We start from the raw sequence: 23089 nt of genomic DNA, 5'->3' as shown, positions 1-23089 counted from the left end.
GGTCATTGCATCGCAAAGATGCAAGTTCCGGACCCGCAGTGTCGGCGCCGAAGTGCCGCGCCGCCGCTACGCGTCGCGGCGGCTCGGATTCAGCACCTTGCTGACGATCTCGCCACTGAAACCGCGCGCCATCAGGAAGCGGGCCTGTCGTGCGCGCTCCTTCGCGTCGATGGCCGGGGCAGCCTCGAAGCGGCGGGCCCAGACCTCCCTGGCGCGCGCCAACTCGGTGTCGCGCAGGCCAGCGACGGCCTCCGCGATGGCCGCGGGCGCGATGCCCTTGTGCTGCAGTTCCTGCCGCACGCGCGCGGTGCCCATGCGCGGCGCGCGCTGGTGCACGACCGACTGCACCACGCGCGCCTCGCTGATGAAGTCCTTCGCGGCCAGTTCGTCGAGCGCCTGGGCCAGCGTGCCGGGCTCTTCCTCGTACTTTGCCAGCTTGCGCTCGAGTTCAGCGCGCGAATGCTCGCGCTGGCTCAGCAGGCGCAGGGCGCGGCCCTTGAGCGACGGCGCGGCAAAGCCCACTTATTCCTTGGCTGCCGCCTTGGCGGCCTTGGCATCTGCCTTGGCCTTGGCCTCGACTTCGGCCTTGGCTTCTTCCGAGCCGGCTTCGGCCGCCAGCAGCGGGATGCCCAGCGATTCGCGCACCTTGTTCTCGATCTCGCGCGACAGCGCCGGGTTCTCGCGCAGGAATTCGCGTGCGTTGTCACGGCCCTGGCCGACCTTCTCGCCGTTGTAGGCGTACCAGGCACCCGACTTGTCGAGGATCTTGGCGGTCACGCCCATGTCGATGATCTCGCCCTCGCGGCTGATGCCCTCGCCGAACAGGATGTCGAACTCGGCCGTCTTGAACGGGGGCGACACCTTGTTCTTCACGACCTTCACCTTGGTCTCGTTGCCGATCGCCTCGTCACCCTTCTTGATGGTGCCGATGCGGCGGATGTCCAGCCGCACCGAGGCGTAGAACTTCAGCGCATTGCCGCCGGTGGTGGTTTCGGGCGAGCCGAACATCACGCCGATCTTCATGCGGATCTGGTTGATGAAGATGACCATGCAGTTGGTCTTCTTGATCGTGGCGGTCAGCTTGCGCAGCGCCTGGCTCATCAGGCGGGCCTGCAGGCCGGGCAGCGAGTCGCCCATTTCGCCTTCGATTTCGGCCTTGGGCGTGAGCGCGGCGACCGAGTCGATGACGATCAGGTCGACGGCGCCCGAGCGCACCAGCGAATCGACGATTTCAAGCGCCTGCTCGCCGGTGTCCGGCTGGCTGATCAGCAGGTCGGACAGGTTGACGCCGAGCTTCTGGGCGTACTGCACGTCGAGCGCGTGTTCGGCGTCGACGAAGGCGCAGGTGCCGGCCTGCTTCTGCATCTCGGCGATGACCTGCAGCGTGAGCGTGGTCTTGCCGGACGATTCCGGGCCGTAGATCTCGATGACCCGGCCGCGCGGCAGGCCGCCGACGCCCAGCGCGATGTCCAGGCCCAGCGAGCCGGTCGACACGACCTGCACGTCTTCCAGCGCCTCGCCCTCGCCCAGCCGCATGATCGTGCCCTTGCCGAACTGCTTTTCGATTTGCGCGAGCGCGGCCTGCAGGGCCTTGGCCTTTTCGCTGTTCGGGACCGAAATGCTGCTGCCCTTGACGAGTGCGTCCATGAGAAAACTCCTTGAATATCAACAGGTTGTGTATGGAACATCCCGCTGCTTTTAACCACAGGCCTGGATGCTTGAACAGTAGTGTAGCGATCGATACTTCGAAGTAAACCCGTTTTATGGTCAGTTTGCTTTACCATTTGGCGCCATGGCCGAGCCCCTGTTCCCCACCGACCCGGACGCCTGGCGCCAGACCCACCTGGGCCGCCTGCTCGGCCATGCGATGCGGCGCTTCGACGAGCGCGTGCTCGCGCTGATGGCGCACGATGCCGACGTGCCGCTGGCGCTGTCGAACCTGGCGGCGCGGGCGCAGGTGAGTGCGGCGCACATCCACATCACACGGCACCTCGCGCGTGGCGGCTCCCGGCTGACCGAGCTGGCCGAGCGCGCCGGCATGACCAAGCAGGCCATGGGCACGCTGGTCGACCAGTGCGAAGCCTGGGGCCTCGTGATCCGCGAAGCCGACCCGTTGGACGCCCGGGCGCGGCGGGTGCGCTTCACCGCCGACGGACTCGCGTGGCTGGAGGCTTTTCGCAAGGCGGTGGCGCAGGCCGAAGGCGAGTTCCGCGCCAGCGTGGGGGACGAGATCGCCACCGTGGTGACCCTCGGCCTCGAAGCCTACGCCGGCTGACCAACGCGAAGCTGCGCCAGAACAAGCGCCAGCGATGGTCCGCCCCCTAGAATCCGCCGCGGAGACAAGCAAAGCGCGACACGCGCCCCACAAGCCGGAGGTGGCTCATGCGGATCCTGATTGCAGAAGATGACCAGGTGCTGGCCGACGCCCTGCTGCGCAGCCTGCGAACCTCGGGCGCGGCGGTGGACCGCGTCGCCACCGGCACGCAGGCCGACGCCGCGCTGATGACCAACAGCGAGTTCGACCTGCTGATCCTCGATCTCGGCCTGCCCAACATGCACGGCCTCGAGATTCTCAAGCGCCTGCGCGCTCGCGGCTCGCAACTGCCGGTGCTGGTGCTCACCGCGGCCGACAGTGTGGAAGAACGCGTCAAGGGGCTGGACCACGGGGCCGACGACTACATGGCCAAGCCCTTCTCGCTGCAGGAACTCGAAGCCCGGGTGCGTGCGCTCACGCGCCGCGGCATGGGCGGTACCAGCAACGCGATCAAGCACGGCCCGCTGGTGTACGACCAAGCCGGCCGCGTGGCCACCATCGACGGCAAGATGATCGAGCTGTCGGCGCGCGAGCTCGGCCTGCTCGAGGTGCTGCTGCAGCGCGCCGGCCGGCTGGTCAGCAAGGACCAACTGGTCGAGCGGCTGTGCGAATGGGGCGAAGAGGTCAGCATCAACGCCATCGAGGTCTACATCCACCGCCTGCGCAAGAAGATCGAGAAAGGGCCGGTGCGCATCGCCACCGTCCGCGGCCTGGGCTACTGCCTCGAGAAGATCGCCAATTGAAGCTCGCCTGCGCACGCCCATGAAACTGTTCCAGCGCGCGCAGCGCTCCCTGTTCGGCGAGATCCTCGACTGGATGCTCACGCCGCTGCTGCTGCTGGTGCCGGTCAGCATCGGCGTCACCTGGCTGGTCGCGCAGGGCATCGCCAACGCGCCCTTCGACCGCGCGCTCGAGAACAACGTGCAGACGCTGGCGCGCCTGCTCACCGTGCAGGACGGCCGGCTCCAGTTGCCGCTGCCGCAGCCCGCGCGCGAGATCCTCCGCGGCGACGACATGGACGTCGTCTACTACCAGGTGCTCAACGGTCGCGGCGAACTGCTCAGCGGCGAGCGCGACGTGCCGCCGCCGCATGCCGACGAGCCGACGGCGCCCGGTGTGGTCTACCTGCACGATGCGACGATGCGCGGCAAGTCGGTGCGCATCGGCTCGCTCTGGGTTCCCACGACCGACGGCCCGCCCGCGCTGGTGCAGGTGGCCGAGACCCGCGCCAAGCAGTCGGTGCTGGCCACCGAGATCATCAAGGGCGTGCTGCTGCCGCAGTTCGCCATCCTGCCGCTGGCGGTGCTGCTGATCTGGCTGGCGCTGGTGCGCGGCATCAAGCCGCTGTCGGTGGTGGAAGCGCGCATCCGCGAGCGCCGGCCCGACGACCTGAGCCCGCTCGACGAATCGGCGGTGCCGCTGGAGGTGGTGCCGCTGGTGTCGTCGGTCAACGAACTGCTCAACAAGCTGCGCGACTCCATCGCGACCCAGAAGCGCTTCCTGGCCGACGCGGCGCACCAGCTCAAGACGCCCCTGGCAGGGCTGCGGATGCAGGCCGACCTGGCCCAGCGCGAGGGCGCCAACGCCGAGGAGCTGAAGCAGTCGCTCAAGCAGATCGGCCGTGCCAGCGTGCGCGCCACGCACACGGTGAACCAGCTGCTGTCGCTGGCGCGGGCCGAGGGCAGCGGCGCGGTGCTCGGCTGGCAGCCTTGCGACCTGGCGCGGCTGACCATCGAGGTGGTGCGCGAGGCGGTGCCGCGAGCGATCGAGAAGCGGGTCGACCTGGGCTACGACGGCGCCGAGACCGGCGCGGCCGGCGTGATGCTGCGCGGCAACACCACGCTGCTCAAGGAGCTGGTGCGCAACCTGGTGGACAACGCCCTCAACTACACGCCGTCGGCCCTCGAACGCACCGGCATCGTCACGGCGCGCGTGTTGGCCGACCCCTTCGGTCGCATCGTGCTGTTGCAGGTGGAAGACAACGGTCCCGGCATCGCCGCGGCCGACCGCGACCTGGTCTTCGAGCCCTTCTACCGCGTGCTCGGCAGCGAGGTCGACGGTTCGGGCCTGGGGCTGCCGATCGTGCGTGAAATCGCACGCCAGCACGGCGCCACCGTGCATTTGGAAGACGCGCATCCGGCCGAGCAGCCGCCGGGCACGCGGGTCACCGTGCGCTTCGAACTCGAGGCTTGAGGCTTGAGCGCGCTCAGGGCGCCTTGTTGATCTGCAGCAGTTCGGGCCGCACCTGCTGGTCGAGGCGATGCGGTTCGCGCTCGCTGAGACGGGCCGGCTGAAAACCCAGCGCGGCGAAGACGCCCTGGCTCCAGGCGAAATAGCCCAGGTTGGCCCCCAGCAGGAGCACCGCGAGGAGGCGCCAGCGCGTCTTCATGCCGAGAGACGGCCCGGCCGCACGCTGATTTCGGAACTGGTGATGCGCTGCAGCCCGGCGGCCGTCTGCACGCGCAGTTCGCCGTCCCAACCCACGCCTTCGCACAGGCCGGCGGTGCCATCGCTGAGCTGCACCTCACGCCCGCGCAGGGCGTCGCGCGCCGCAAAGCGTTCGGCGAAGGGTGCGAAGCCGCGCTCGGCGAAGGCCTGCACCGTCGCGACCAGCGGCGGCACCACTTCGCGCAGCAGTTCGCCGGGCGTCGCGTCCGGGCGCCATTCGCGAACCCAGGCTGGTGCCGTGCTGAGACCCGTCGCCTCGCGCGGGCCGAGATTCAGGCCGATGCCGATCACCACGTAGCGCGGGCCCGCGTCGCCCTGCGGCACCGCCGTCTCGATCAGGATGCCGCCAAGCTTGCGGTCGTTCAGCCAGAGGTCGTTCGGCCACTTCAGGCGCAGGTTCGCCGAAGCCGTCGGGTCGAGGCTCTCGGCCACACTGACACCGACGGCCAGCGACAGGCCGGACCAATCCTTCGGCGCCAGCGGCAGACCCAGCGAAAAGGTCAGCGAGGTCGGTTGCGCGGTCTGCTGGGCGCTCTGCCACGGCCGGCCGAGGCGGCCGCGCCCAGCGGTCTGGCGCTCGGCCACCAGCAGCACCGGTGCCTGGGTGCCGGCACGGGCGCGGCGCATCAGCTCGGTGTTGGTGGAGGCTATCTCGTCGACGCGCTCAACCGCGAAGCCAGGGCAGTGCGGCGCCACTGCCGCAGCGATCTGGTCGTCGAAGCCCGGCTCGGCCACGGCGCGTGTCACACCCGGGCCGCGGCCTCGACGGCCAGACCGGGCGACGCGCTGCGGCGCAGCGTCTTGTCCGCTTTTTTCTCCGCCTTCTTCTCGTCCTTCTTCTTTTCGGCTTTCTTTTCCGCCTTCTTGGCCTTGGCCTTCTTCTTCTGCTTCTTCGACTTCTTGGCCTTCTTCTCGTCCTCGTCCTTCGGCGCGAGCAGCGTGCCGCGGCAACTGGCCGAGCCGCACCAGCAGGGGAACTCGGCCAGCAGCTCCGGCGTGTAGGGCAGGTCGATGACCAGCCCGTAGTCGTAGTTGAGTTCTTGCCCGGCCGGGATGTCGCGCAGCGCCTTGATGAAGATGCGTCCGTCGACTTCGTCGGCCTCGCAGTTCGGGTCGCAGGAATGGTTGATCCACTTGGCGGCGTTGCCTTCGACCTTGCCGTCGATCACCTGCTTGTCATCGATGTGGAAGTAGAAGGTGTGGTTCGGCTGGGCCGGGTCGTGCGGATGGCGGCGCAGCGCCTCCTTCCAGGTGATCACCTCGCCCAGGTACTCGATGAGCGTTTCGCCCTCGGCGATGTCCTGCGCGGCGAACACGCCCTTGCCATGGACGCCCGAGCGGCGGGTCTGGATGCGGCGGCCACGGATCGGAGGGGTTTTTGAAGGCATCGCCGAAGTCTGATAGTTTGAATGTGCACACATGTGCGTGCGCGCGTGTACGCACGCGAGAGCTAGGAAGTATAGAGAGAGCCCAGATGACAAAGACGTTGGTAATCGCAGAAAAGCCGTCGGTGGCGCAGGACATCGTCCGCGCCCTCACGCCCACGGCCGGCAAGTTCGAGAAGCACGACGAGTATTTCGAGAGCGAGCAGTACGTCGTGACGAGCGCGGTCGGCCACCTGGTCGAAATCCAGGCGCCGGAAGAATTCGACGTGAAGCGCGGCAAATGGAGCTTCGCCAACCTGCCCGTCATTCCGCCGCACTTCGACCTGAAGCCGGTCGACAAGACCAAGACGCGCCTGAACGCGGTGGTGAAGCAGGCCAAGCGCAAGGACGTGACCCAGCTCATCAACGCCTGCGACGCGGGCCGCGAGGGCGAGCTGATCTTTCGCCTGATCGAGCAGTACGCTGGCGGCAAGAGCCCGCTGAACAAGCCGGTCCGGCGCCTCTGGCTGCAGTCGATGACGCCACAGGCGATCCGCGACGGCTTCGAGTCGCTGCGCACCGAGGCGCAGATGCAGGGCCTGGCCGACGCCGCGCGCTCGCGCTCCGAAGCGGACTGGCTGGTGGGCATCAACGGCACGCGCGCCATGACGGCCTTCAATTCGCGCGACGGCGGTTTCTTCCTCACGACCGTGGGCCGCGTGCAGACGCCCACGCTGTCGGTGGTGGTCGAACGCGAAGAGAAGATCCGCAAGTTCGTCAGCCGCGACTACTGGGAAGTCCACGGCGCCTTCCAGGCCGAGGCCGGGCAGTACCCGGGCAAGTGGTTCGACGCCAGCTTCAAGAAGCCGCCGCCCGGCCCCGACGGCGTGGCGGACCCCGAGATTCGGGCCGACCGCGTGTGGACCGAGCGCGAGGCCGTCGAGATCGCCGACGCCGCGCGCGGCAAACCCGCCACCGTCACCGAGGAAAGCAAGCCCACCACCTCGGCCTCGCCGATGCTGTTCGACCTGACCTCGCTGCAGCGCGAGGCCAACGGCCGCTTCGGCTTCTCGGCCAAGACCACGCTGGCGCTGGCCCAGAGCCTGTACGAGCGCCACAAGGCGCTGACCTACCCGCGGACCGACTCGCGCGCACTGCCCGAGGACTACCTGCCGGTCGTGAAGGACACGATGAAGATGCTCGCCGACAGCGGCATGAAGCATCTGGCGCCCTTCGCCAAGCAGGCGGTCGACGGCAACTACGTGAAGCCGAACAAGCGCATCTTCGACAACGCCAAGGTGTCGGATCACTTCGCCATCATCCCGACGCTGCAGGCGCCGAGCGGCCTGAGCGACGCCGAGCAGAAGCTCTACGACTTCGTGGTGCGCCGCTTCATGTCGGTGTTCTTCCCGAGCGCTGAATTTCAGGTGACCACCCGCATCAGCACGGTCGAGACGAACGGCAAGAAGTACCCCTTCCGCAGCGACGGCAAGGTGCTGGTCAAGCCGGGCTGGCTCGCCATCTGGGGCAAGGAAGCCGTCAACGACGACGACGAGAAGGACGGCAAGAACCTGGTGGTGGTGAAGCCGGGCGAAACGGTGAAGACCGAATCGGCCGACCTGAAGGCCCTGAAGACCCGCCCGCCGGCCCGCTACTCCGAAGCGACGCTGCTGGGGGCCATGGAAGGCGCCGGCAAGACCATAGACGACGACGAGCTGCGCGAGGCCATGCAGGAGAAGGGCCTGGGCACGCCCGCCACCCGCGCGGCCACCATCGAAGGCCTGATCGCCGAGAAGTACATGCTGCGCGAAGGCCGCGAGCTGATCCCGACGGCCAAGGCCTTCCAGCTGATGACGCTGCTGCGCGGCCTGGGCGTGGAGGAACTCTCCAAGGCCGAGCTCACCGGCGAGTGGGAGTACAAGCTCGCGCAGATGGAAAAGGGCGCGCTCAGCCGCGCCGACTTCATGCGCGAGATCGCCGAGATGACGCAGCACATCGTCAAGAAGGCCAAGGAGTACGACCGCGACACCGTGCCCGGCGACTACGCGACGCTCGCGACACCCTGCCCCAACTGCGGCGGCGTGGTGAAGGAGAACTACCGCCGCTACACCTGCACGGGCAAGCCGGGCCAGGAACCGTGCGGCTTCTCCTTCGGCAAGTCACCTGCTGGCCGCACCTTCGAGGTGGTCGAGGCCGAGCATCTGCTCGCAAACAAGCACATCGGCCCGCTCGAAGGCTTCCGCTCCAAGGCAGGCTGGCCCTTCACCGCCGAGATCATCCTCAAGTACGACGAGGAGGAAAGCAAGAACTGGAAGCTGGAGTTCGACTTCGGCGACGACGACGCCGACAGCGGCGAGATCGTCGACTTCGGCGCGCAGGACACGCTGGGCCCCTGCCCGATCTGCGGCGCGCCGGTGTTCGAGCACGGCGCCAACTACGTCTGCGAAAAGTCGGTGCCGACGAACGCGCAGCCGACGCCGAGCTGCACCTTCAAGACCGGCAAGGTCATCCTGACGCAGCCGGTGGAACCCGCGCAGATGGAAAAGCTGCTGGCCACCGGCAAGACCGACCTGCTCGACAAGTTCGTCTCGATGCGCACCCGCCGTGCCTTCAAGGCCTTCCTGGTGTGGAACAAGGACGAGGGCAAGGTGACCTTCGAGTTCGCGCCGCGCGAAGGCGGCAGCAAGTTCCCGCCGCGCAAGACCTTCGGCAAGGCCGCCCCGGCGAAGAAGGTCGCGGCCAAGAAGACCGCGGCGGCGAAGGCGCCCGCCGCCAAGAAGGCCGCAGCACCGAAAGCGCCGCGCAAGCCGGGCGCCGGGCTGAAACCGAGCGAGGCGCTGGCCGCGGTGATCGGCGCCGACCCGGTGGCCCGCACGGAGGTCATCAAGAAGCTGTGGGACTACATCAAGGCCAATGGCCTGCAGGATGCGGCCAACAAGCGCGCCATCAACGCCGACGCCAAGCTCAAGCCCGTTTTCGGCAAGGACCAGGTGACGATGTTCGAGCTGGCGGGTATCGTGGGCAAGCACCTGAGCAGTTGAACCCCTGGAGCCGATCATGAAAACTTCGACCTGCCTGTTGCTTGTTCCCGTGCTGCTGATCGCGTTGCTGGCCTCGGGCTGCAGCGGCCTGTCCGGCGGCGACAACCGGGCCACGGGCACCTCGCGCAGCGGCGTCGAGGTGTTCGGCACCATCGACGCCGGCGTGAGCCGGACCGACACGAAGCGCTAGGCGCAGCCGGCGCCCCGAACGTGTTCTCAGCGCCGCAGCAGCGCCTGGCGCAGCATGCGTGCGGCGCGGTCGCGGATCTTGCCGGGTGTGCCGTGGTGCGGACGGTGCGGCTGCACCCGGGCGGCGGCGCAGGCGCCCAGGAAGTCGTTCAGGATGGCGGTGTCGTCCACCGTGCTGATGGTGCCGCCCGCCTGGTGGAATTCCGGATGCCACTGGGTGGCGGCGATATAGCCGCGCCCGGCGCGGCCATTCACCCGCCGGATCGCTTCCGGCACATGGTCCGGATAGCTCCAGGCCTCAACCTCGAAACCGGGCGCCAGGTCCTTGATGCCCTGGTGGTGGATGCTGTTGACCCGCGCATGCTGCACCCCCGGGTACAGCCGCGACAGGAGCGTGCCCTCGACCATCACGATGTCGTGGAAGTTCTGGTCGTAGCTCACCGGGTCGCGGTGGCGCAGCGCATGGGGGTGCTGCGTCTCGATGTCCTGGAACAAGGTGCCGCCGAAGGCCACGTTGATGAGCTGCAACCCGCGGCAGACGCCGAAGATCGGCTTGCCGGCCTGCTCGAAGGCCTCGACCAGCGCCAGGTCGTAGAGGTCGCGGATGCGGTCGCCGACCCAGGCTTGGCGCAGCGGCACCTCGCCGTAGCTGCCTGGCCAGACGTCGGCGCCGCCGTGCATCACCACCCCGTCGAGCCACTCGGCGTAGTGCGACAGCTTGGTGTCGCCGCGGGCGGTCTCGCCGGTCGGGCAGGGCACCATCACCACCATCGCGCCGGCCGACATCAGCCAGTGGGCGATCGACTGCTCGACATACTGCAGCGTCTTGTTGGTGAACAGGGAGCGCGTCGGGTCGGCGTGCTGAAAGCAGGCGGAAAGGCCGATCTTGAGGCGGCCGGCGACGGTCTGTGGCATGTCGGGAACGCTGGCGAGGCGGTGGGGAGACAGTGGGAACCCATTGTGGCGCCGCGGTCCGCGCGCGGCGAGTCGGACGGCATGCCAAGTATGCTTTCGCGCAACACCGCACACGCAGACGGAGACAAACGCGATGAAGACCATCCAGGGCCCGGGCATCTTCCTGGCGCAATTCGCCGGCGACACCGCCCCCTTCAACTCGCTGGACGCCATCGCCGGATGGGCCGCGGGGCTCGGCTACAAGGGCGTGCAGATCCCGACCTGGGACGCGCGCCTGTTCGACCTGCAGAAGGCGGCCGAGAGCGAGATCTACTGCGACGAAGTGCGCGGCACGCTGGCGCGGCACGGGCTCCAGATCACCGAACTGTCGACCCACCTGCAGGGGCAACTGGTGGCGGTGCACCCGGCCTACGACGCGGGCTTCGACGGCTTCGCAGCGCCCGAGGTGCGCGGCAACCCGGTGGCACGGCAGCAATGGGCGGTCGAGCAACTGATGCTGGCGGCCAAGGCCTCGTCGCGCCTGGGGCTCAGCGCCCACGCCACCTTTTCGGGTGCACTGGCCTGGCCCTATCTCTATTCGTGGCCACCGCGGCCACCCGGCCTGATCGAGGAGGCCTTCGACGAGCTGGCGCGGCGCTGGCTGCCGATCCTGAATGCCTTCGACGACGCCGGCGTCGACGTGGCCTACGAGATCCACCCCGGCGAGGACCTGCACGACGGGGTGAGCTACGAGATGTTCCTCGACCGGGTGGGCCAGCACCCGCGCGCCTGCCTGCTGTACGACCCGAGCCACTTCGTGCTGCAGCAGCTCGACTACCTGGCGTACATCGACCACTACCACGCGCGCATCAAGGCCTTCCATGTGAAGGACGCCGAGTTCAACCCGACCGGCAAGCAGGGCGTCTATGGCGGCTTCCAGCCCTGGCTGAACCGGGCCGGGCGTTTCCGCTCCCTGGGCGACGGCCAGGTCGACTTCGGCGCCATCTTCTCGAAGATGGCCGCCTGCGATTTCCCCGGCTGGGCGGTACTCGAATGGGAGTGCTGCCTCAAGCACCCGGAGGACGGTGCGCGCGAGGGCGCCCCCTTCATCGCCGAGCACATCATCCGGGTCGCCGACCGGGCCTTCGACGACTTCGCGGCGGGGGCGGGCGACCGGACCGCCAACCGACGCATGCTGGGGCTCGACTGAGCATGCCCGCCGGCGACTGCTGGCAATTCGCCACACCGAATAGCAACACTTGTGCCACATCGGGTACAATACGCGGTTCGTTTCGATACCACGACGAAGCACTTCGTCTTATCGCCGGCTGACTCGGATCATCTACGGATTGCCAGTCCCTTTTCTCACAAGCCGGCTCATACAGTGTGTTGGAGCGCCAGATCGGGCGCCCATGTTTGCCACCACTGCCTTCGTTCCTGTTGAAGCGAATTCCGCGCGGATTGCGCCGTGCGCGCCCCTCCTGGGCGCCCCCGCGGCCCTTCTGCGCCCGTTTTCAACCTCATTTCCGCGCGCTGCGATGTCGCAGTGCGCCAAGGCTTTCATGGACAACATTCAACACACGGTGGGCAAGTACCTCGTGTCACCACTCGTCAAGAACCTGGACGACGGCCGCTTCGCAGCAGCCGTCTCGATCCGCTCCGGCCGAGGCAGCGGCATGCACGACCGCGTGATGCGCTTCACGCCGCAGTTCGCCAGCCATGCGGCCGCCCTGCGCTACGCAGTCGACGAAGGGCTCGGCTGGGTGCGTGAACGCACCGCCCCCCGTTCGGCTCCAAGCCTTTGCGCCGCTTGAGTGGCACCCGGTTTTTCATCATCATCACGACAACTTTTCAGAGGTAATCCATGGCCAAGGAAGAACTGATCGAAATGAACGGCGCAGTGACCGAAGTACTGCCCGACTCGCGCTACCGCGTCACGCTGGACAACGGTCATCAGCTGATCGCCTACAGCGGCGGCAAGATGCGCAAGCACCACATCCGCATCCTGGCGGGCGACAAGGTGTCGCTCGAACTCTCGCCCTACGACCTGACCAAGGGCCGGATCACCTTCCGTCACCTGGAACGCCGCGGCCCGCCGCCGGTCAACAGCGGCGCCCAGCGTCGTTGATCGCAGCAGAAGCCTCCCAGTGACAGGTCCCGCCACCGGTTTCGGCACGCTGCCGCTCGCGCCGCAGACGCTCGCCAACCTCACGCAGCTCGGCTACGTGCAGATGACGCCCATCCAGGCAGCCAGCCTGCCGGTGGCGCTGCTCGGCAAGGACCTGATCGCCCAGGCCAAGACGGGCAGCGGCAAGACCGCCGCCTTCGCCCTCGCCCTGCTGGCCAATCTGAACCCGCGCCGCTTCGCCGTGCAGGCGATGGTGCTGTGCCCCACCCGCGAACTGGCCGACCAGGTGACGACCGAAATCCGCCGCCTGGCGCGCGCGGAAGAGAACGTCAAGGTCGTCACGCTCTGCGGCGGCGTCGCCCTGCGCGGCCAGACCGCCAGCCTCGAGCACGGCGCCCACATCGTGGTCGGCACGCCCGGCCGCATCATGGACCACCTCGAACGCGGCAACCTGAGCCTCGACGCGCTCAACACGCTGGTGCTCGACGAAGCCGACCGCATGCTGGACATGGGCTTCTTCGAGGACATCGTGACGGTGGCGCGCCAGTGCCCGCCCGAGCGCCAGACGCTGCTGTTCTCGGCCACCTACCCCGACGGCATCGCCAAGCTGGCGGCGCAGTTCATGAAGGCGCCGCAGCAGATCACCGTCCAGGCCCAGCACGAGGAAGGCAAGATCGTCCAGCGCTGGTACGAGGTGAAGAACAGCGATCGGCTGCACACCGTGCCGATGCTGCTCGACCATTTCCGCCCGGCCAGCACGCTCGCCTTCTGCAACACCAAGCAGCAGTGCCGCGACCTGGTCGCCGTGCTGCAGGCGCAGGGTTTCAGCGCGATGGCGCTGTTCGGCGAGCTGGAGCAGCGCGAGCGCGACCAGGTGCTGGTGCAGTTCTCCAATCGCAGCTGTTCGGTGCTGGTGGCGACCGACGTGGCCGCCCGCGGCCTGGACATCGCCCAGCTCGAAGCCGTGATCAACGTCGACGTGACGCCCGATGCCGAGATCCACATCCACCGCATCGGCCGCACCGGCCGGGCGGATGCGGAAGGCCTCGTGCTCAACCTGGCCAGCATGGACGAGATGGGTTTCGTCGGCAAGATCGAGCAGCTGCAGGGCCGCGAATCCGACTGGCGCCCGCTGGCCGAGCTCACGCCCGGCACCGGCGAGCCGCTGCGCCCGCCGATGTCCACGCTGCAGATCGTCGGTGGCCGCAAGGAGAAGATCCGCGCCGGCGACGTGCTGGGCGCGCTCACCGGCGACGCCGGCTTCGCCAAGGAGCAGGTCGGCAAGATCAACGTCAACGAGTTCTCCACCTATGTGGCGGTCGACCGGCGCATCGCGCGCGAGGCTGCCCACAAACTCTCCACCGGCCGCGTCAAGGGCAAGAGCGTCAAAGTGCGCCTGCTCGACGATGTGGCTTAATTACGCCCTTCGACCCCTTTTTTATCCCGAGCTACCATGCCCAAGAAAATCCGCACCGAGGCAGATCGCATTGCCACTCCCGCCCCCACGCCGCTGGCGGGCTACAGCATCCCCAAGTCCGGTGGCGGCCAGAAGGTCAGCCTGGAACGCGGTACCGCAACCCGTAGCAAGAAGAACCCCGGCAAGCGCCCCAAGAAGGGCGGTTGAAGGCGCGCGGAGGCATCGCTTCCGCCCCTCTTCTCTTTTCCCCCTTCTCTTCGCTTCCAAGAAAAACGCGCCCGCCGGGCGCGTTTTTCTTTGTCCGCCGCACCCGCGACCTACCCCGCGGTAGAAGTCGCCGACGCGACGCGACTGCGGGCAAACCTCAGTCGACCCGCCACCGACCGATCTCCACAATGCCTCGCTGGACCGCCGCACCGCGCCGTGCGGTGTTGGCTCTCCCCCGAGGATCGATGTGGAACTCTTCTTCCAGCAATTGCTGAACGGCCTCACGGTCGGCGGCGTCTACAGCCTGGTGGCGCTCGGCCTCACGCTGGTGTACGGCATCCTGCACGTGCCGAACTTTGCGCACGGCGCCTTCTACATGGCAGGGGCCTTCGCGGGCTACTACTTCATGACGAAGCTGGGCCTGAACTACTGGGTGGCCATGGCGGGCGCCGCGGCGGTGGTGGCGGTCATCGCGATGCTGGCCGACCGGCTGGTGTTCCACCCGCTGCGCAACGCGCCCGAGCTGCACGACATGATCGCCGCCATCGGTATCCTGCTGTTCCTCGAAGCCGGCGCGCAGGCGATGTTCGGTGCCGACTTCCACCGCATGCCCACGCCCTACGGCCAGATCGTCGAGGTCTTCGGCCTCACGGCGCCGCTGCAGCGCCTGCTGATCATCGTCGCCGCGTTCTCGCTGATGGTGGTGTTGCACCTCTTCCTCACGCGCACGGTCACGGGCTCGACCATCGTCGCGATGGCGCAGGACCCGAAGGGCGCCGCGCTGGTGGGCATCGACGCCACGCGGGTCAAGCTGCTGGTCTTCGCGATCTCCGGCGCGCTGGCCGCCATCGCGGCGGTGCTGTATGCGCCGATCAACCTGGTCTATCCGGCGATGGGGCATCTGGTGATCACGAAGGCCTTCGTCATCATCATCCTGGGCGGCATGGGCAGCTTCCCCGGCGCCATCGTCGGCGGGCTGATCATCGGCCTGGCCGAGAGCTTCGGCGGCTTCTACTTCTCGACCGACTACAAGGACATCATCGCCTTCGTGCTGCTGGTGGTGATCCTGTCCTTTCGCCCGCAAGGACTGTTCACGCCGAAGGGAGCCCGCGCATGAAGCTGCTCGAAGGCAAGACCGGCTGGGCGCTGCTGGCCGCGATCGCGCTGGTGTTCCCGCTGTTAGCGCAGAACAACTACCTGATCTCGGTCGCGACCCAGACCTTCATCATGGCGATCGCCGCGCTGGGCCTGAACCTGATCACCGGCTACACCGGGCAGTTCAACCTGGCGCACGGCGCCTTCATGGCGGTGGGTGCGTACACGGTGGGCATTCTCACGGTCGACCACCAGGTGCCGTTCTGGATCGCTTTCCTGCTCGCGGGCTGCGTGACCGCGCTGCTGGGCTACTTCGTCGGCCTGCTGTCGCTGCGGCTCAAGGGCCACTATTTCTCGATCTTCACGCTGTGCGTGAGCTACATCATGTTCCTGCTCATCGAGAAGTGGGAAAGCCTCACGCACGGGCCGGTGGGCATCATGGGCATCCCGTCGCCTCCGGGCATCGGGCCGCTGCAGTTCGGCACGCCGCTGTCGCAGTACTACCTGGTGCTGGCCTTCCTGGTGCTAGGCATCTGGATCATGGCGCGCATCGTGCGCTCGCTGCTCGGGCGCAGCTTCATGGCGGTGCGCAACAGCGACATGCTGGCCGAGGCGCTGGGCGTCGACCTGATGCGCACCAAGACGCTGTCCTTCGTGCTGTCGGTGGTCTACGCGGGCTTCGCCGGTGCGCTGTACGCAGGCCAGGTGCGCTTCCTGGGGCCTGACCTGGCCAGCGAGGTCGTCACCTTCGACCTGATCATGTTCGTGCTGGTGGGCGGCGTCGGCACGCTGCTCGGGCCGCTGGTCGGCACCGTGCTGGTCACCTACCTCACGCAGAGCCTGCAGTTCCTGCAGGACTACCGGATGGTGGTGTTCGGGCCGGTGCTGATCGCGCTGATCATCTTCCTGCCCGACGGGCTGGTCGGCACCTGGCTCAAGCGGCGTGCGCGGCGCGCCGATGCGCGGGCCTCCGCGCAGTCGGCGGCGACACCGCCGGCCGCGGCCGCTTCGGAGGCCCGCTCCCATGCTTGAGATCACCGACCTCACCAAGCAGTTCTTCGGCCTCACCGCGGTCGACCACATCACCACCCGCTTCGAGCGCGGCCAGGTGAGCGCGATCATCGGGCCCAACGGCGCGGGCAAGACCACCTTCTTCAACCTGGTGGCCGGCACGCATCCGCCGACCTCGGGCCGCATCGTGTTCAATGGCCAGGACGTGACCGGCATGCGGCCCGACCACGTGGCGCGGCTGGGCATCGCACGCACCTTCCAGACCACCCACCTGTTCGACAACGCGACGGTGCTCGACAACCTGATCGTTGGCCACCGGCTGCGCACGCACTCGGGCCTGTGGGACGTGCTGATCAACTCGCGCCGGCTGCAGAGCGACGAGCGCCTGTGCCGCGAGAAGGCGCGCGAGGCGCTCGACTTCGTCGGCCTGTCGCATGTGGCCAACCGCATCGCGGCCGACATCACGCAGGAAGAACGCAAGCGCGTGGCCTTCGCGTTGGCGTTGGCCACCGACCCCGAACTGCTGCTGCTCGACGAGCCCGCCGGCGGCGTGAACCCGGAAGAGACGGTCGGCCTGGCCGCGCTCATCCGCAAGCTGGTCGACCACGGCAAGACCGTGTGCCTGATCGAGCACAAGATGGACATGATCATGCGGCTGGCCGACAAGATCGTGGTGCTGAACAACGGCGCGAAGATCGCCGAGGGCACGCCCGCGGAGGTCCGGCGCGATCCGCATGTCATCGAGGCCTATCTGGGCACGGACCATCGCGCCGACCATGGAGCCGAACATGCTGCGGTTTGAGAACGTCGACCTGCATTACGGCAGCTTCCGCGCGCTCGAAGGCGTCACACTCCATGCCGACGCCGGCGAGCTGGTCGTGCTGCTGGGTGCCAACGGCGCGGGCAAGACCTCGATCTTCATGGCCGCGAGCGGCATCGAGAAACCGAGCCGAGGCAGCATCCGCTTCGACACGCAGGAGCTGGTGGGCATGCGACCCGCGCAGATCGTGCAGTCGGGCCTGGTGCATTGCCCCGAGGGCCGCAAGCTGTTCCCGCTGATGTCGGTGCGCAAGAACCTGGAGCTCGGCGCCTACGTGCACCGCAGCGACAAGGCCGGCATCCAGCGCTCGATCGACGAGGTCTTCAGCCTCTTCCCCATCCTCGCAGCCAAGCAGCACGACGCGGCCGGCTCGCTCTCGGGTGGCCAGCAGCAGATGGTGGCGATCGGCCGTGCGATGGTGGGCCGTCCCAAGGTGCTGCTGCTCGACGAGCCGTCGCTCGGCCTCGCACCGCTGGTGGTCAAGCAGGTGTTCGAGGTGATCCAGCGCATCCACCGCGCCGGCACCACGGTGCTGCTGGCCGAGCAGAACGCCTACTCGGCCCTCGCCATCGCCGATCGCGCCTACGTCATCGAACGCGGCCGCATCGCGCTCGAGGGCGACCGCGAATCCCTGCTCCACAACGAGGCCGTCAGAGCCGCTTACATCGGCGCCTGACGCCTTTTCTTCCACCCCGACCTCCGGAGACAAACCCATGAAGATCGCTTTTGAAACCCACCGCCGCCTGACGCGTGCGCCGCTCGCCCTTGCACTGCTGGCCGCCTTCGGCGTCGGCGCAGCGTCGGCCCAGGACACCGTGAAGATCGGTTTCACCGGCCCGCTCTCGGGTGGCGCCGCGCTCTATGGCAAGAACGTGGTCAACGGCATCGAGATGGCCATCAAGGAGATCAACGCGGCCGGGCTGGATGTCGGCGGCAAGAAGGTCAAGCTCGAACTGGTGTCGCTCGACGACAAGTACGCGCCGGCCGAAGCCGCCATCAACGCGCGCCGCCTGGTGCAGCAGTACCAGACGCCGGCGGTCTTCGTGCCGCACTCCGGCGGCATCTATGCGATGCAGGCCTTCAACGAGCAGGAGAAGTTCATCGTGATGGCGTACTCGAGCACGCCCAAGATCACCGAGACCGGCAACAAACTGACCATCCGCATCCCCCCGACCTTCGCCGGCTACATCGAGCCCTTCACCCGCTACGAGATGGGCAAGTACGGCAAGAAGGTCGGCATGCTGCCGGGCGACCATGAGTACGCGAAGAACTGGAGCGCGCTGTTCGAACCGGCGTGGAAGAAGGCCGGCGGCACCGTGGTGTCGAACAACCCCATGTCGTACAACCGCTCGGCCGATTTCTACAGCGGTGTGAGCCGCGTGCTGGCCGAGAAGCCCGACGTGCTATTCGTCGGCGGCCCGTCGGAGCCGACCGCGCTGGTCGCCAAGCAGGCGCGCGAGCTTGGCTTCAAGGGCGGCTTCCTCATCATGGACCAGGCCAAGTTCGACGAGATGGCCAAGGTCACTGGCGGACTGGCGATGCTCGAAGGGTCGATCGGCGTGCTGCCGGTGTCGGACGATGTGCGCGTCGGCGCCAAGGCCTTCGCCGCGGCGTACCGCAAGGCCTACGGCGAGGACAAGGCGCCGACCACCGAGTCTTCCTACAACTACACGATGACGCACGTGCTGGCCAGCGCGATGAAGCTGGCCGGCAGCACCTCCGACGCCGCCGCCATCCGCGCCAGGATCGGCGATGCCATCGGCAAGCTGCCGAAAGAAATCAACGCCGCCGACTTCCGCGGTGTCGATCCCACGGGCGGCACGCTGCTCGATCCACCGGTCGCCGTCGTCGAAGGCGGGAAGATCAAGCCGGTGATTCTGAGTGACCTGATGAAGTGACCCGACGGCTGCGCCCGGCGCGCAGCCCGTACCGGGCCCGGCTCATTTCGTGCGCTGCTCCGCTACCTTCTCCGGCGTGACCCGCCCCGCCTTGTTGCCGAACTGCGCCATCACGTAGTTGGCCAGCGCGGCGACTTCGGCGTCGGTGTAGGCCTTGCCGAAGGCCGGCATGTACACGTGGTTCTCACCCACGTGCATGTTCACACCCTGCAGGATCATCTGCGTGACGTTCGATCCATCGGGATCGTTTACGCCGCGCGTACCGAGCAGCCCGGCGTACGGCGTCTGCTGCCCCTTGCCGTTCCACTGGTGGCAGCTGGCGCAGGCCGCCGCGAACAGCTTGAAGCCCATCTCGTGGCCTTCGGCCGTGTTGGCGGCCGGCGCCGCGGCGCTGGCCGTCACGGCCCACGGGGCCTTCGGGTCGATGTTGATCGGCGACTGGCCTTGGCGGGCCGGCACGCTGCGCAGGTAGGTCACCAGCGCCGCCACGTCTTCGGGCTTCAGGTGCTGCAGGCTGTGCTCGACGGCTTCGCCCATCGGTCCGCCGGCCGAGCCGCGTCCGTCGGCGTGGCCGGTCGACAGGTAGCTGGCGAGTTGCGCGTCGCTCCACGCACCCACGCCGGCCTTCGGGTCCGACGTGATGTTGTAGGCCCGCCAGCCCTGCAGCTCTGCGCCGGCCAGGTCGTTGCCCTTGTCCATCGCGAAGGCCAGGTTGCGCGGCGTGTGGCATTCGGCGCAATGGCCCAGCGCGGTCGCCAGATAGGCGCCCTTGTTCCATTCGGCCGGCTTGGCCGCGTCGGCCACGAAGCGCTCGCTCTTGAAGAAGGCCGCGTTCCAGAAGCCCATGGCCCAGCGCTGGTTGAACGGGAAGCTCAGGTCGGCGGGCTGGTTCGGCTGGCTCACCGTCGGCAGGCTGAAGATGTAGGCCTTGATCGCCAGCACGTCGCTGCGGCTGAGCTGCGTGTACGAGGTGTACGGGAACGCCGGGTACAGCCGCTGCCCATCGCTGCGTACACCGTCGTGCACCGCGCGCACGAACTGGTCGTCGGTCCATCGGCCGATGCCGGTGTCCGGGTCGGCCGTGATGTTGGACGAATAGATCGTGCCGAAGGGCAGCTTGAAAGGCACGCCGCCCGCGAACGGTTGCCCCTTGCCGCCAGCGACCGTGTGGCAGGCGATGCAGTCCGCCGCCTTCGTGAGGTACTCGCCGCGCACCAGCACCGCCGCATCGGCTGGTGCGCCGGCCAGCACCGGGGCCTGGCCCGCCGACGTGTCGGAGCGGGTCAGAAAGACGTAGAGCGCAGCGCCGACGATCAGCAGTGCGGCAATCACCATCGAGAGCCGCTTCATGCTGCGCTCCCTTCGATCGTCATGTCGCTCGTCCGGGCATCGGCGACCTTCTTCTTCTTGAGTGCCGCCTTGTCCTGCACCAGCAGCGCGCGCTTCACCGGCAGCTCGCGCAGACGAACGCCCGTGGCCGCGAAGATGGCGTTGGCCAACGCCGGTGCGGCGATGGCCGTGCCGACCTCGCCGAGCCCGCCGGGCGCCTCCCCGCTCTTGATGGTATGGACTTCGACGGGCGGCGTCTCGTTGATCCGCAAGCTCCGGTAGTCATGGAAGTTGCTCTGCTGGATCGCGCCGTTCTCGATCGTGATCTCGTTGAAGAGCGCCGCGCTCAGCCCGAAGAGCAGGCCGCCCTGCACCTGCGCTTCGACCGAGCCCAGGTTGATGGCGATGCCGCAATCGAGCGCCACCACGGCGCGCCGCAGCCGCACCTCGCCCTGCGGCGTGACCTCCACTTCGATCATCGCGCAGACCCGGCTGCCGAAGGGATCGCCCAGCGCCACGCCGCGGCCGACGCGCGCGGGCAGCGTGCCCTGGCCCCAGCCCATCTTGCTGGCCGCCAGATCGAGCACCGCCAGCGTGCGCGGGTTCTTCTGCAGCATGGCACGCCGGTAGGCCACCGGGTCCTGCTTGGCACGGCTCGCCAGTTCGTCGATGAAGCTCTCGAGCACGAACAGGTTGTGCGTCGGCCCCACGCCGCGCCACCAGCCCACATCGAGGCCCGGCGGCATGTCGTGGCGCACCCATTCGACCTTGAGGTTCGGAAAGTCGTAGGCCGGCTCGGCGACGCATTCGATCAGGTCGCCGTCCATGCCGTCCTTTCCCATGAATCCGGGCGCCCAGCGGCCGAGCACGGTGCCGCCGCTGATGCGGTCACCGAACCAGAGCAGCTTGCCGTTCGCGTCCACCACGGCGGAGATGTTGTCGTGGTACATCGGGCGCACCACGTCGTGGCGGATGTCTTCCTCGCGGGTCCAGACCACCTTGAGCGGATACGGCACCTGCTTGGCGAAGGCCACCGCCTGCTCGACCGAGTCGGTCTCCAGCCGCCGGCCGAAGCCGCCGCCCAGGTACTGGTTGTGCAGCACGACCTTGGCCGCGGGCAGGCCAGTGATCTTGGCGGCGACGGCCACGCAGCGCGCGGGCACCTGCGTGCCGACCCAGATCTCGCACTGATCGGGCTTCACATGCACCGTCGTGTTCAACGGCTCCATCGCGGCGTGCGCCAGCATGGGCAACTGGTAGGTGGCTTCGACCAGGGTGCCCTCGGGCCGCTTGCCGACCTCGCGGCCGACGATCGCCTTGCCCTTGGTCAGGCTGTCGGCCAGCGCGTCGCGCAGCTTCTTGGTGGTGAGGCCGGCGTTCGCGCCCGGCGTCCACTGGATCTTCAGTGCATCGAGCCCCTGCTTGGCCGCCCAGAAGTGCTCGCCGACGACGGCCACCGCGTTCCCGATGCGCAAGACGTCGATCACGCCCGGCACCGCGCGGGCCGCCTTGTCGTCGACCGACGCCAGCGAGCCGCCGAGCGTCGGGCAGGCCTGCACCGTCGCGACCTTCATGCCGGGCACGCGGATGTCGATGCCGAACTGCGACGTGCCATTCACCTTGTCGGGCGAATCGACGCGTCGCAAGGGCTTGCCGATGACGGTGAAGTCCTTCGGGTCCTTGAGCGCGACCTTGCCCGGCATCGGCAGCTTGGCCGCGTTCGCCGCCAGAGCGCCGAAGCCCAGTTGCCGGGCCGTTGGTGCATGGCTCACCACGCCGCGGGCGACGGTGCAGCTCGCCGGGTCCACCTTCCATTGCGCAGCGGCGGCCGCCACCAGCAGCGTGCGCGCCACCGCGCCCGCTTCGCGCAGCACGCCATAGGTGCTGCGTGTGCTGGTGGACCCGCCGGTGATCTGGCCGCCCAGCAGCGGCATGCCGTAGAGCGCTTCGTCGGGCGGCGAATGCTCCACGCGAATCTGGTCAAGCTCCACGCCCAGCTCTTCGGCGATCAGCATCGCCGAGCCGGTGTAGATGCCCTGCCCCATCTCGACCATCGGCATGACCAGGCGCACACCGCCGTCGGCGTCCACGCGGATGAAGGCATTGGGCGCGAAGGGCGGGTTGCCGTCGGCCAGTGCGGCTGCTGCGTCGCCAGGCTGCTGCCGGGCGTTGATCGCCGCCGCGGCCTTGCCGGCGCCGCCGAGCCAGGTGAAGGCGATGGCCAGGCCGCCGGCCTGCAGCAGGGTCCGTCGATCGAAGGTGGTCGGCGCTTTCATGATGCGCTCCTGGCCGTCGGCATGGAGACGATCGACTGCAGCACTTCGGGCTTGCCCGTGGCCGCCTGCTTGATGGCCGCGCGGATGCGCACGTAGGTCGCGCAGCGGCAGACGTTGCCCGCCATGGCGAGGTCGATGTCGGCATCGCTCGGGTTCGGCACGCGCTTCAAGAGCGCCGCTGCCGACATGATCTGGCCCGACTGACAGTAGCCGCACTGCACCACGTCGACGTCGAGCCAGGCCTTCTGCACCTGTTGGCCGCTGGCCGTCTCGGCCACGCCCTCGATGGTGGTGATGGGCTTGGCGCCGACCGCACCGACCGGCAGCACGCACGAGCGCACCGGCTGCCCATCGAGGTGCACCGTGCAGGCGCCGCACTGCGCGATGCCGCAGCCGAACTTGGTGCCGGTCAGGCCCACGACGTCGCGCAGGACCCAGAGCAAGGGCATGTCCTTGGGGACGTTCACGGCGTGTGGCTTGCCGTTGATGTTGAGATCGATCATGGGATTTCCTCGTGTCGTGGACGCAGTCGGGTGATGCGCTCACTTGTATTTATGCTGACCTTGCAGTCTCGCCTTTTTTTCACGAGCGGGTGCATGACGCCCGAGAGAGCCGCAGAACGCCCATCGGACGATGCGCGCCTGCCTCGTCGGAGGCA

Annotated in this window: 24 protein-coding genes; 15 read left to right on the top strand and 9 right to left on the bottom strand. The window is 67.9% G+C overall.

The window, feature by feature from the left end; all coding sequences use genetic code 11:
* Positions 1-66 precede the first annotated feature (66 nt).
* Together recX and recA are read right to left on the bottom strand one after the other, a co-directional pair.
* Positions 67-522 carry a recombination regulator RecX gene (gene recX, locus ACSFBE_RS11215; protein WP_435490471.1) on the bottom strand — a complete coding sequence of 152 codons (456 nt, stop codon included), beginning with the start codon at positions 520-522 and terminating at the stop codon, positions 67-69.
* Positions 523-1647, bottom strand: coding sequence for a recombinase RecA (recA, locus tag ACSFBE_RS11210; RefSeq protein WP_435490470.1), 1125 nt, complete (start codon positions 1645-1647; stop codon positions 523-525). It lies immediately after the preceding gene.
* A gap of 145 nt (positions 1648-1792) precedes the next feature.
* Here recA and ACSFBE_RS11205 point away from each other — a divergent pair, with 145 nt between their 5' ends.
* From ACSFBE_RS11205 to ACSFBE_RS11195, 3 genes are all read left to right on the top strand, one after another.
* A complete protein-coding gene (locus ACSFBE_RS11205) occupies positions 1793-2275 on the top strand; it encodes a MarR family winged helix-turn-helix transcriptional regulator (RefSeq protein ID WP_435490469.1) in 483 nt (160 codons plus the stop codon).
* Positions 2276-2382: 107 nt separating this feature from the next.
* A complete protein-coding gene (locus ACSFBE_RS11200) occupies positions 2383-3057 on the top strand; it encodes a response regulator (protein ID WP_435490468.1) in 675 nt (224 codons plus the stop codon).
* Positions 3058-3076: 19 nt separating this feature from the next.
* Positions 3077-4507 carry a sensor histidine kinase gene (locus tag ACSFBE_RS11195; protein ID WP_435490467.1) on the top strand — a complete coding sequence of 477 codons (1431 nt, stop codon included), beginning with the start codon at positions 3077-3079 and terminating at the stop codon, positions 4505-4507.
* A 13-nt stretch (positions 4508-4520) separates the two neighbouring features.
* Here the strand turns inward: ACSFBE_RS11195 and ACSFBE_RS11190 are convergent, their stop codons facing one another.
* Genes ACSFBE_RS11190 through ACSFBE_RS11180 form a run of 3 tightly spaced genes read right to left on the bottom strand, consistent with a single transcriptional unit; the run spans position 4521 to position 6150 of the window.
* Positions 4521-4703, bottom strand: coding sequence for a sporulation protein (locus tag ACSFBE_RS11190; protein WP_435490466.1), 183 nt, complete (start codon positions 4701-4703; stop codon positions 4521-4523).
* Positions 4700-5509 carry a biotin--[acetyl-CoA-carboxylase] ligase gene (locus ACSFBE_RS11185; RefSeq protein ID WP_435490465.1) on the bottom strand — a complete coding sequence of 270 codons (810 nt, stop codon included), beginning with the start codon at positions 5507-5509 and terminating at the stop codon, positions 4700-4702. Before ACSFBE_RS11185 ends, ACSFBE_RS11190 begins: the two co-directional genes overlap by 4 nt.
* The gene (locus tag ACSFBE_RS11180; protein WP_435490464.1) at positions 5506-6150 is read right to left on the bottom strand and encodes an SET domain-containing protein; all 645 of its coding nucleotides are present in this window, start codon (positions 6148-6150) and stop codon (positions 5506-5508) included. The genes ACSFBE_RS11185 and ACSFBE_RS11180 overlap by 4 nt, the downstream gene beginning before the upstream one ends.
* An 86-nt stretch (positions 6151-6236) precedes the next feature.
* Between ACSFBE_RS11180 and ACSFBE_RS11175 the strand changes: the two genes are divergently transcribed.
* Together ACSFBE_RS11175 and ACSFBE_RS11170 are read left to right on the top strand one after the other, a co-directional pair.
* Positions 6237-9167: a DNA topoisomerase III gene (locus ACSFBE_RS11175; RefSeq protein ID WP_435490463.1), complete on the top strand. Its 2931-nt coding sequence runs from the start codon at positions 6237-6239 to the stop codon at positions 9165-9167.
* A 16-nt stretch (positions 9168-9183) separates the two neighbouring features.
* Positions 9184-9357 (top strand): hypothetical protein, encoded by a 174-nt coding sequence (locus ACSFBE_RS11170; protein WP_435490462.1) that lies wholly within the window; start codon positions 9184-9186, stop codon positions 9355-9357.
* Positions 9358-9383: 26 nt separating this feature from the next.
* Here the strand turns inward: ACSFBE_RS11170 and ACSFBE_RS11165 are convergent, their stop codons facing one another.
* Positions 9384-10271, bottom strand: coding sequence for a gamma-glutamyl-gamma-aminobutyrate hydrolase family protein (locus tag ACSFBE_RS11165; RefSeq protein WP_435490461.1), 888 nt, complete (start codon positions 10269-10271; stop codon positions 9384-9386).
* A 133-nt stretch (positions 10272-10404) separates the two neighbouring features.
* Between ACSFBE_RS11165 and ACSFBE_RS11160 the strand changes: the two genes are divergently transcribed.
* The 10 genes from ACSFBE_RS11160 to ACSFBE_RS11115 all read left to right on the top strand — a co-directional run bounded on the left by ACSFBE_RS11160 (position 10405) and on the right by ACSFBE_RS11115 (position 18826).
* Entirely contained in the window at positions 10405-11460 is a 1056-nt protein-coding gene (locus tag ACSFBE_RS11160; RefSeq protein WP_435490460.1) for a sugar phosphate isomerase/epimerase family protein, read from the top strand.
* A gap of 352 nt (positions 11461-11812) precedes the next feature.
* Positions 11813-12064, top strand: coding sequence for a hypothetical protein (locus tag ACSFBE_RS11155; RefSeq protein WP_435490459.1), 252 nt, complete (start codon positions 11813-11815; stop codon positions 12062-12064).
* A gap of 50 nt (positions 12065-12114) precedes the next feature.
* A complete protein-coding gene (infA, locus tag ACSFBE_RS11150; protein ID WP_068631262.1) occupies positions 12115-12378 on the top strand; it encodes a translation initiation factor IF-1 in 264 nt (87 codons plus the stop codon).
* A gap of 19 nt (positions 12379-12397) precedes the next feature.
* A complete protein-coding gene (gene dbpA, locus ACSFBE_RS11145; protein ID WP_435490458.1) occupies positions 12398-13795 on the top strand; it encodes an ATP-dependent RNA helicase DbpA in 1398 nt (465 codons plus the stop codon).
* 36 nt (positions 13796-13831) lie between these two features.
* Positions 13832-14002 (top strand): hypothetical protein, encoded by a 171-nt coding sequence (locus tag ACSFBE_RS11140; protein ID WP_435455090.1) that lies wholly within the window; start codon positions 13832-13834, stop codon positions 14000-14002.
* Positions 14003-14249: 247 nt separating this feature from the next.
* Complete coding sequence (locus tag ACSFBE_RS11135; protein ID WP_435490457.1) at positions 14250-15119, top strand: branched-chain amino acid ABC transporter permease; 870 nt, start codon at positions 14250-14252, stop codon at positions 15117-15119.
* Complete coding sequence (locus tag ACSFBE_RS11130) at positions 15116-16129, top strand: branched-chain amino acid ABC transporter permease (RefSeq protein ID WP_435490456.1); 1014 nt, start codon at positions 15116-15118, stop codon at positions 16127-16129. The genes ACSFBE_RS11135 and ACSFBE_RS11130 overlap by 4 nt, the downstream gene beginning before the upstream one ends.
* A complete protein-coding gene (locus tag ACSFBE_RS11125; RefSeq protein ID WP_435490455.1) occupies positions 16122-16910 on the top strand; it encodes an ABC transporter ATP-binding protein in 789 nt (262 codons plus the stop codon). The genes ACSFBE_RS11130 and ACSFBE_RS11125 overlap by 8 nt, the downstream gene beginning before the upstream one ends.
* Complete coding sequence (locus ACSFBE_RS11120) at positions 16897-17604, top strand: ABC transporter ATP-binding protein (protein ID WP_435490454.1); 708 nt, start codon at positions 16897-16899, stop codon at positions 17602-17604. The genes ACSFBE_RS11125 and ACSFBE_RS11120 overlap by 14 nt, the downstream gene beginning before the upstream one ends.
* Before the next feature lie 37 nt (positions 17605-17641).
* A complete protein-coding gene (locus ACSFBE_RS11115; protein ID WP_435490453.1) occupies positions 17642-18826 on the top strand; it encodes an ABC transporter substrate-binding protein in 1185 nt (394 codons plus the stop codon).
* A 42-nt stretch (positions 18827-18868) separates the two neighbouring features.
* On the opposite strand, the gene ACSFBE_RS11110 is transcribed toward ACSFBE_RS11115, so the two are convergent.
* Genes ACSFBE_RS11110 through ACSFBE_RS11100 form a run of 3 tightly spaced genes read right to left on the bottom strand, consistent with a single transcriptional unit; the run spans position 18869 to position 22934 of the window.
* Positions 18869-20176 (bottom strand): c-type cytochrome, encoded by a 1308-nt coding sequence (locus ACSFBE_RS11110; RefSeq protein ID WP_435490452.1) that lies wholly within the window; start codon positions 20174-20176, stop codon positions 18869-18871.
* Positions 20173-22431 (bottom strand): xanthine dehydrogenase family protein molybdopterin-binding subunit, encoded by a 2259-nt coding sequence (locus ACSFBE_RS11105; protein WP_435490451.1) that lies wholly within the window; start codon positions 22429-22431, stop codon positions 20173-20175. The genes ACSFBE_RS11110 and ACSFBE_RS11105 overlap by 4 nt, the downstream gene beginning before the upstream one ends.
* Positions 22428-22934: a (2Fe-2S)-binding protein gene (locus ACSFBE_RS11100; protein ID WP_435490450.1), complete on the bottom strand. Its 507-nt coding sequence runs from the start codon at positions 22932-22934 to the stop codon at positions 22428-22430. Before ACSFBE_RS11100 ends, ACSFBE_RS11105 begins: the two co-directional genes overlap by 4 nt.
* Between the last annotated feature and the right edge of the window lie 155 nt (positions 22935-23089).

The sequence above is a fragment of the Variovorax sucrosi genome (assembly GCF_051216635.1).
Taxonomy (GTDB): Bacteria; Pseudomonadota; Gammaproteobacteria; order Burkholderiales; family Burkholderiaceae_C; genus Variovorax.
This window is presented reverse-complemented; position numbering and strand designations above follow the sequence as displayed.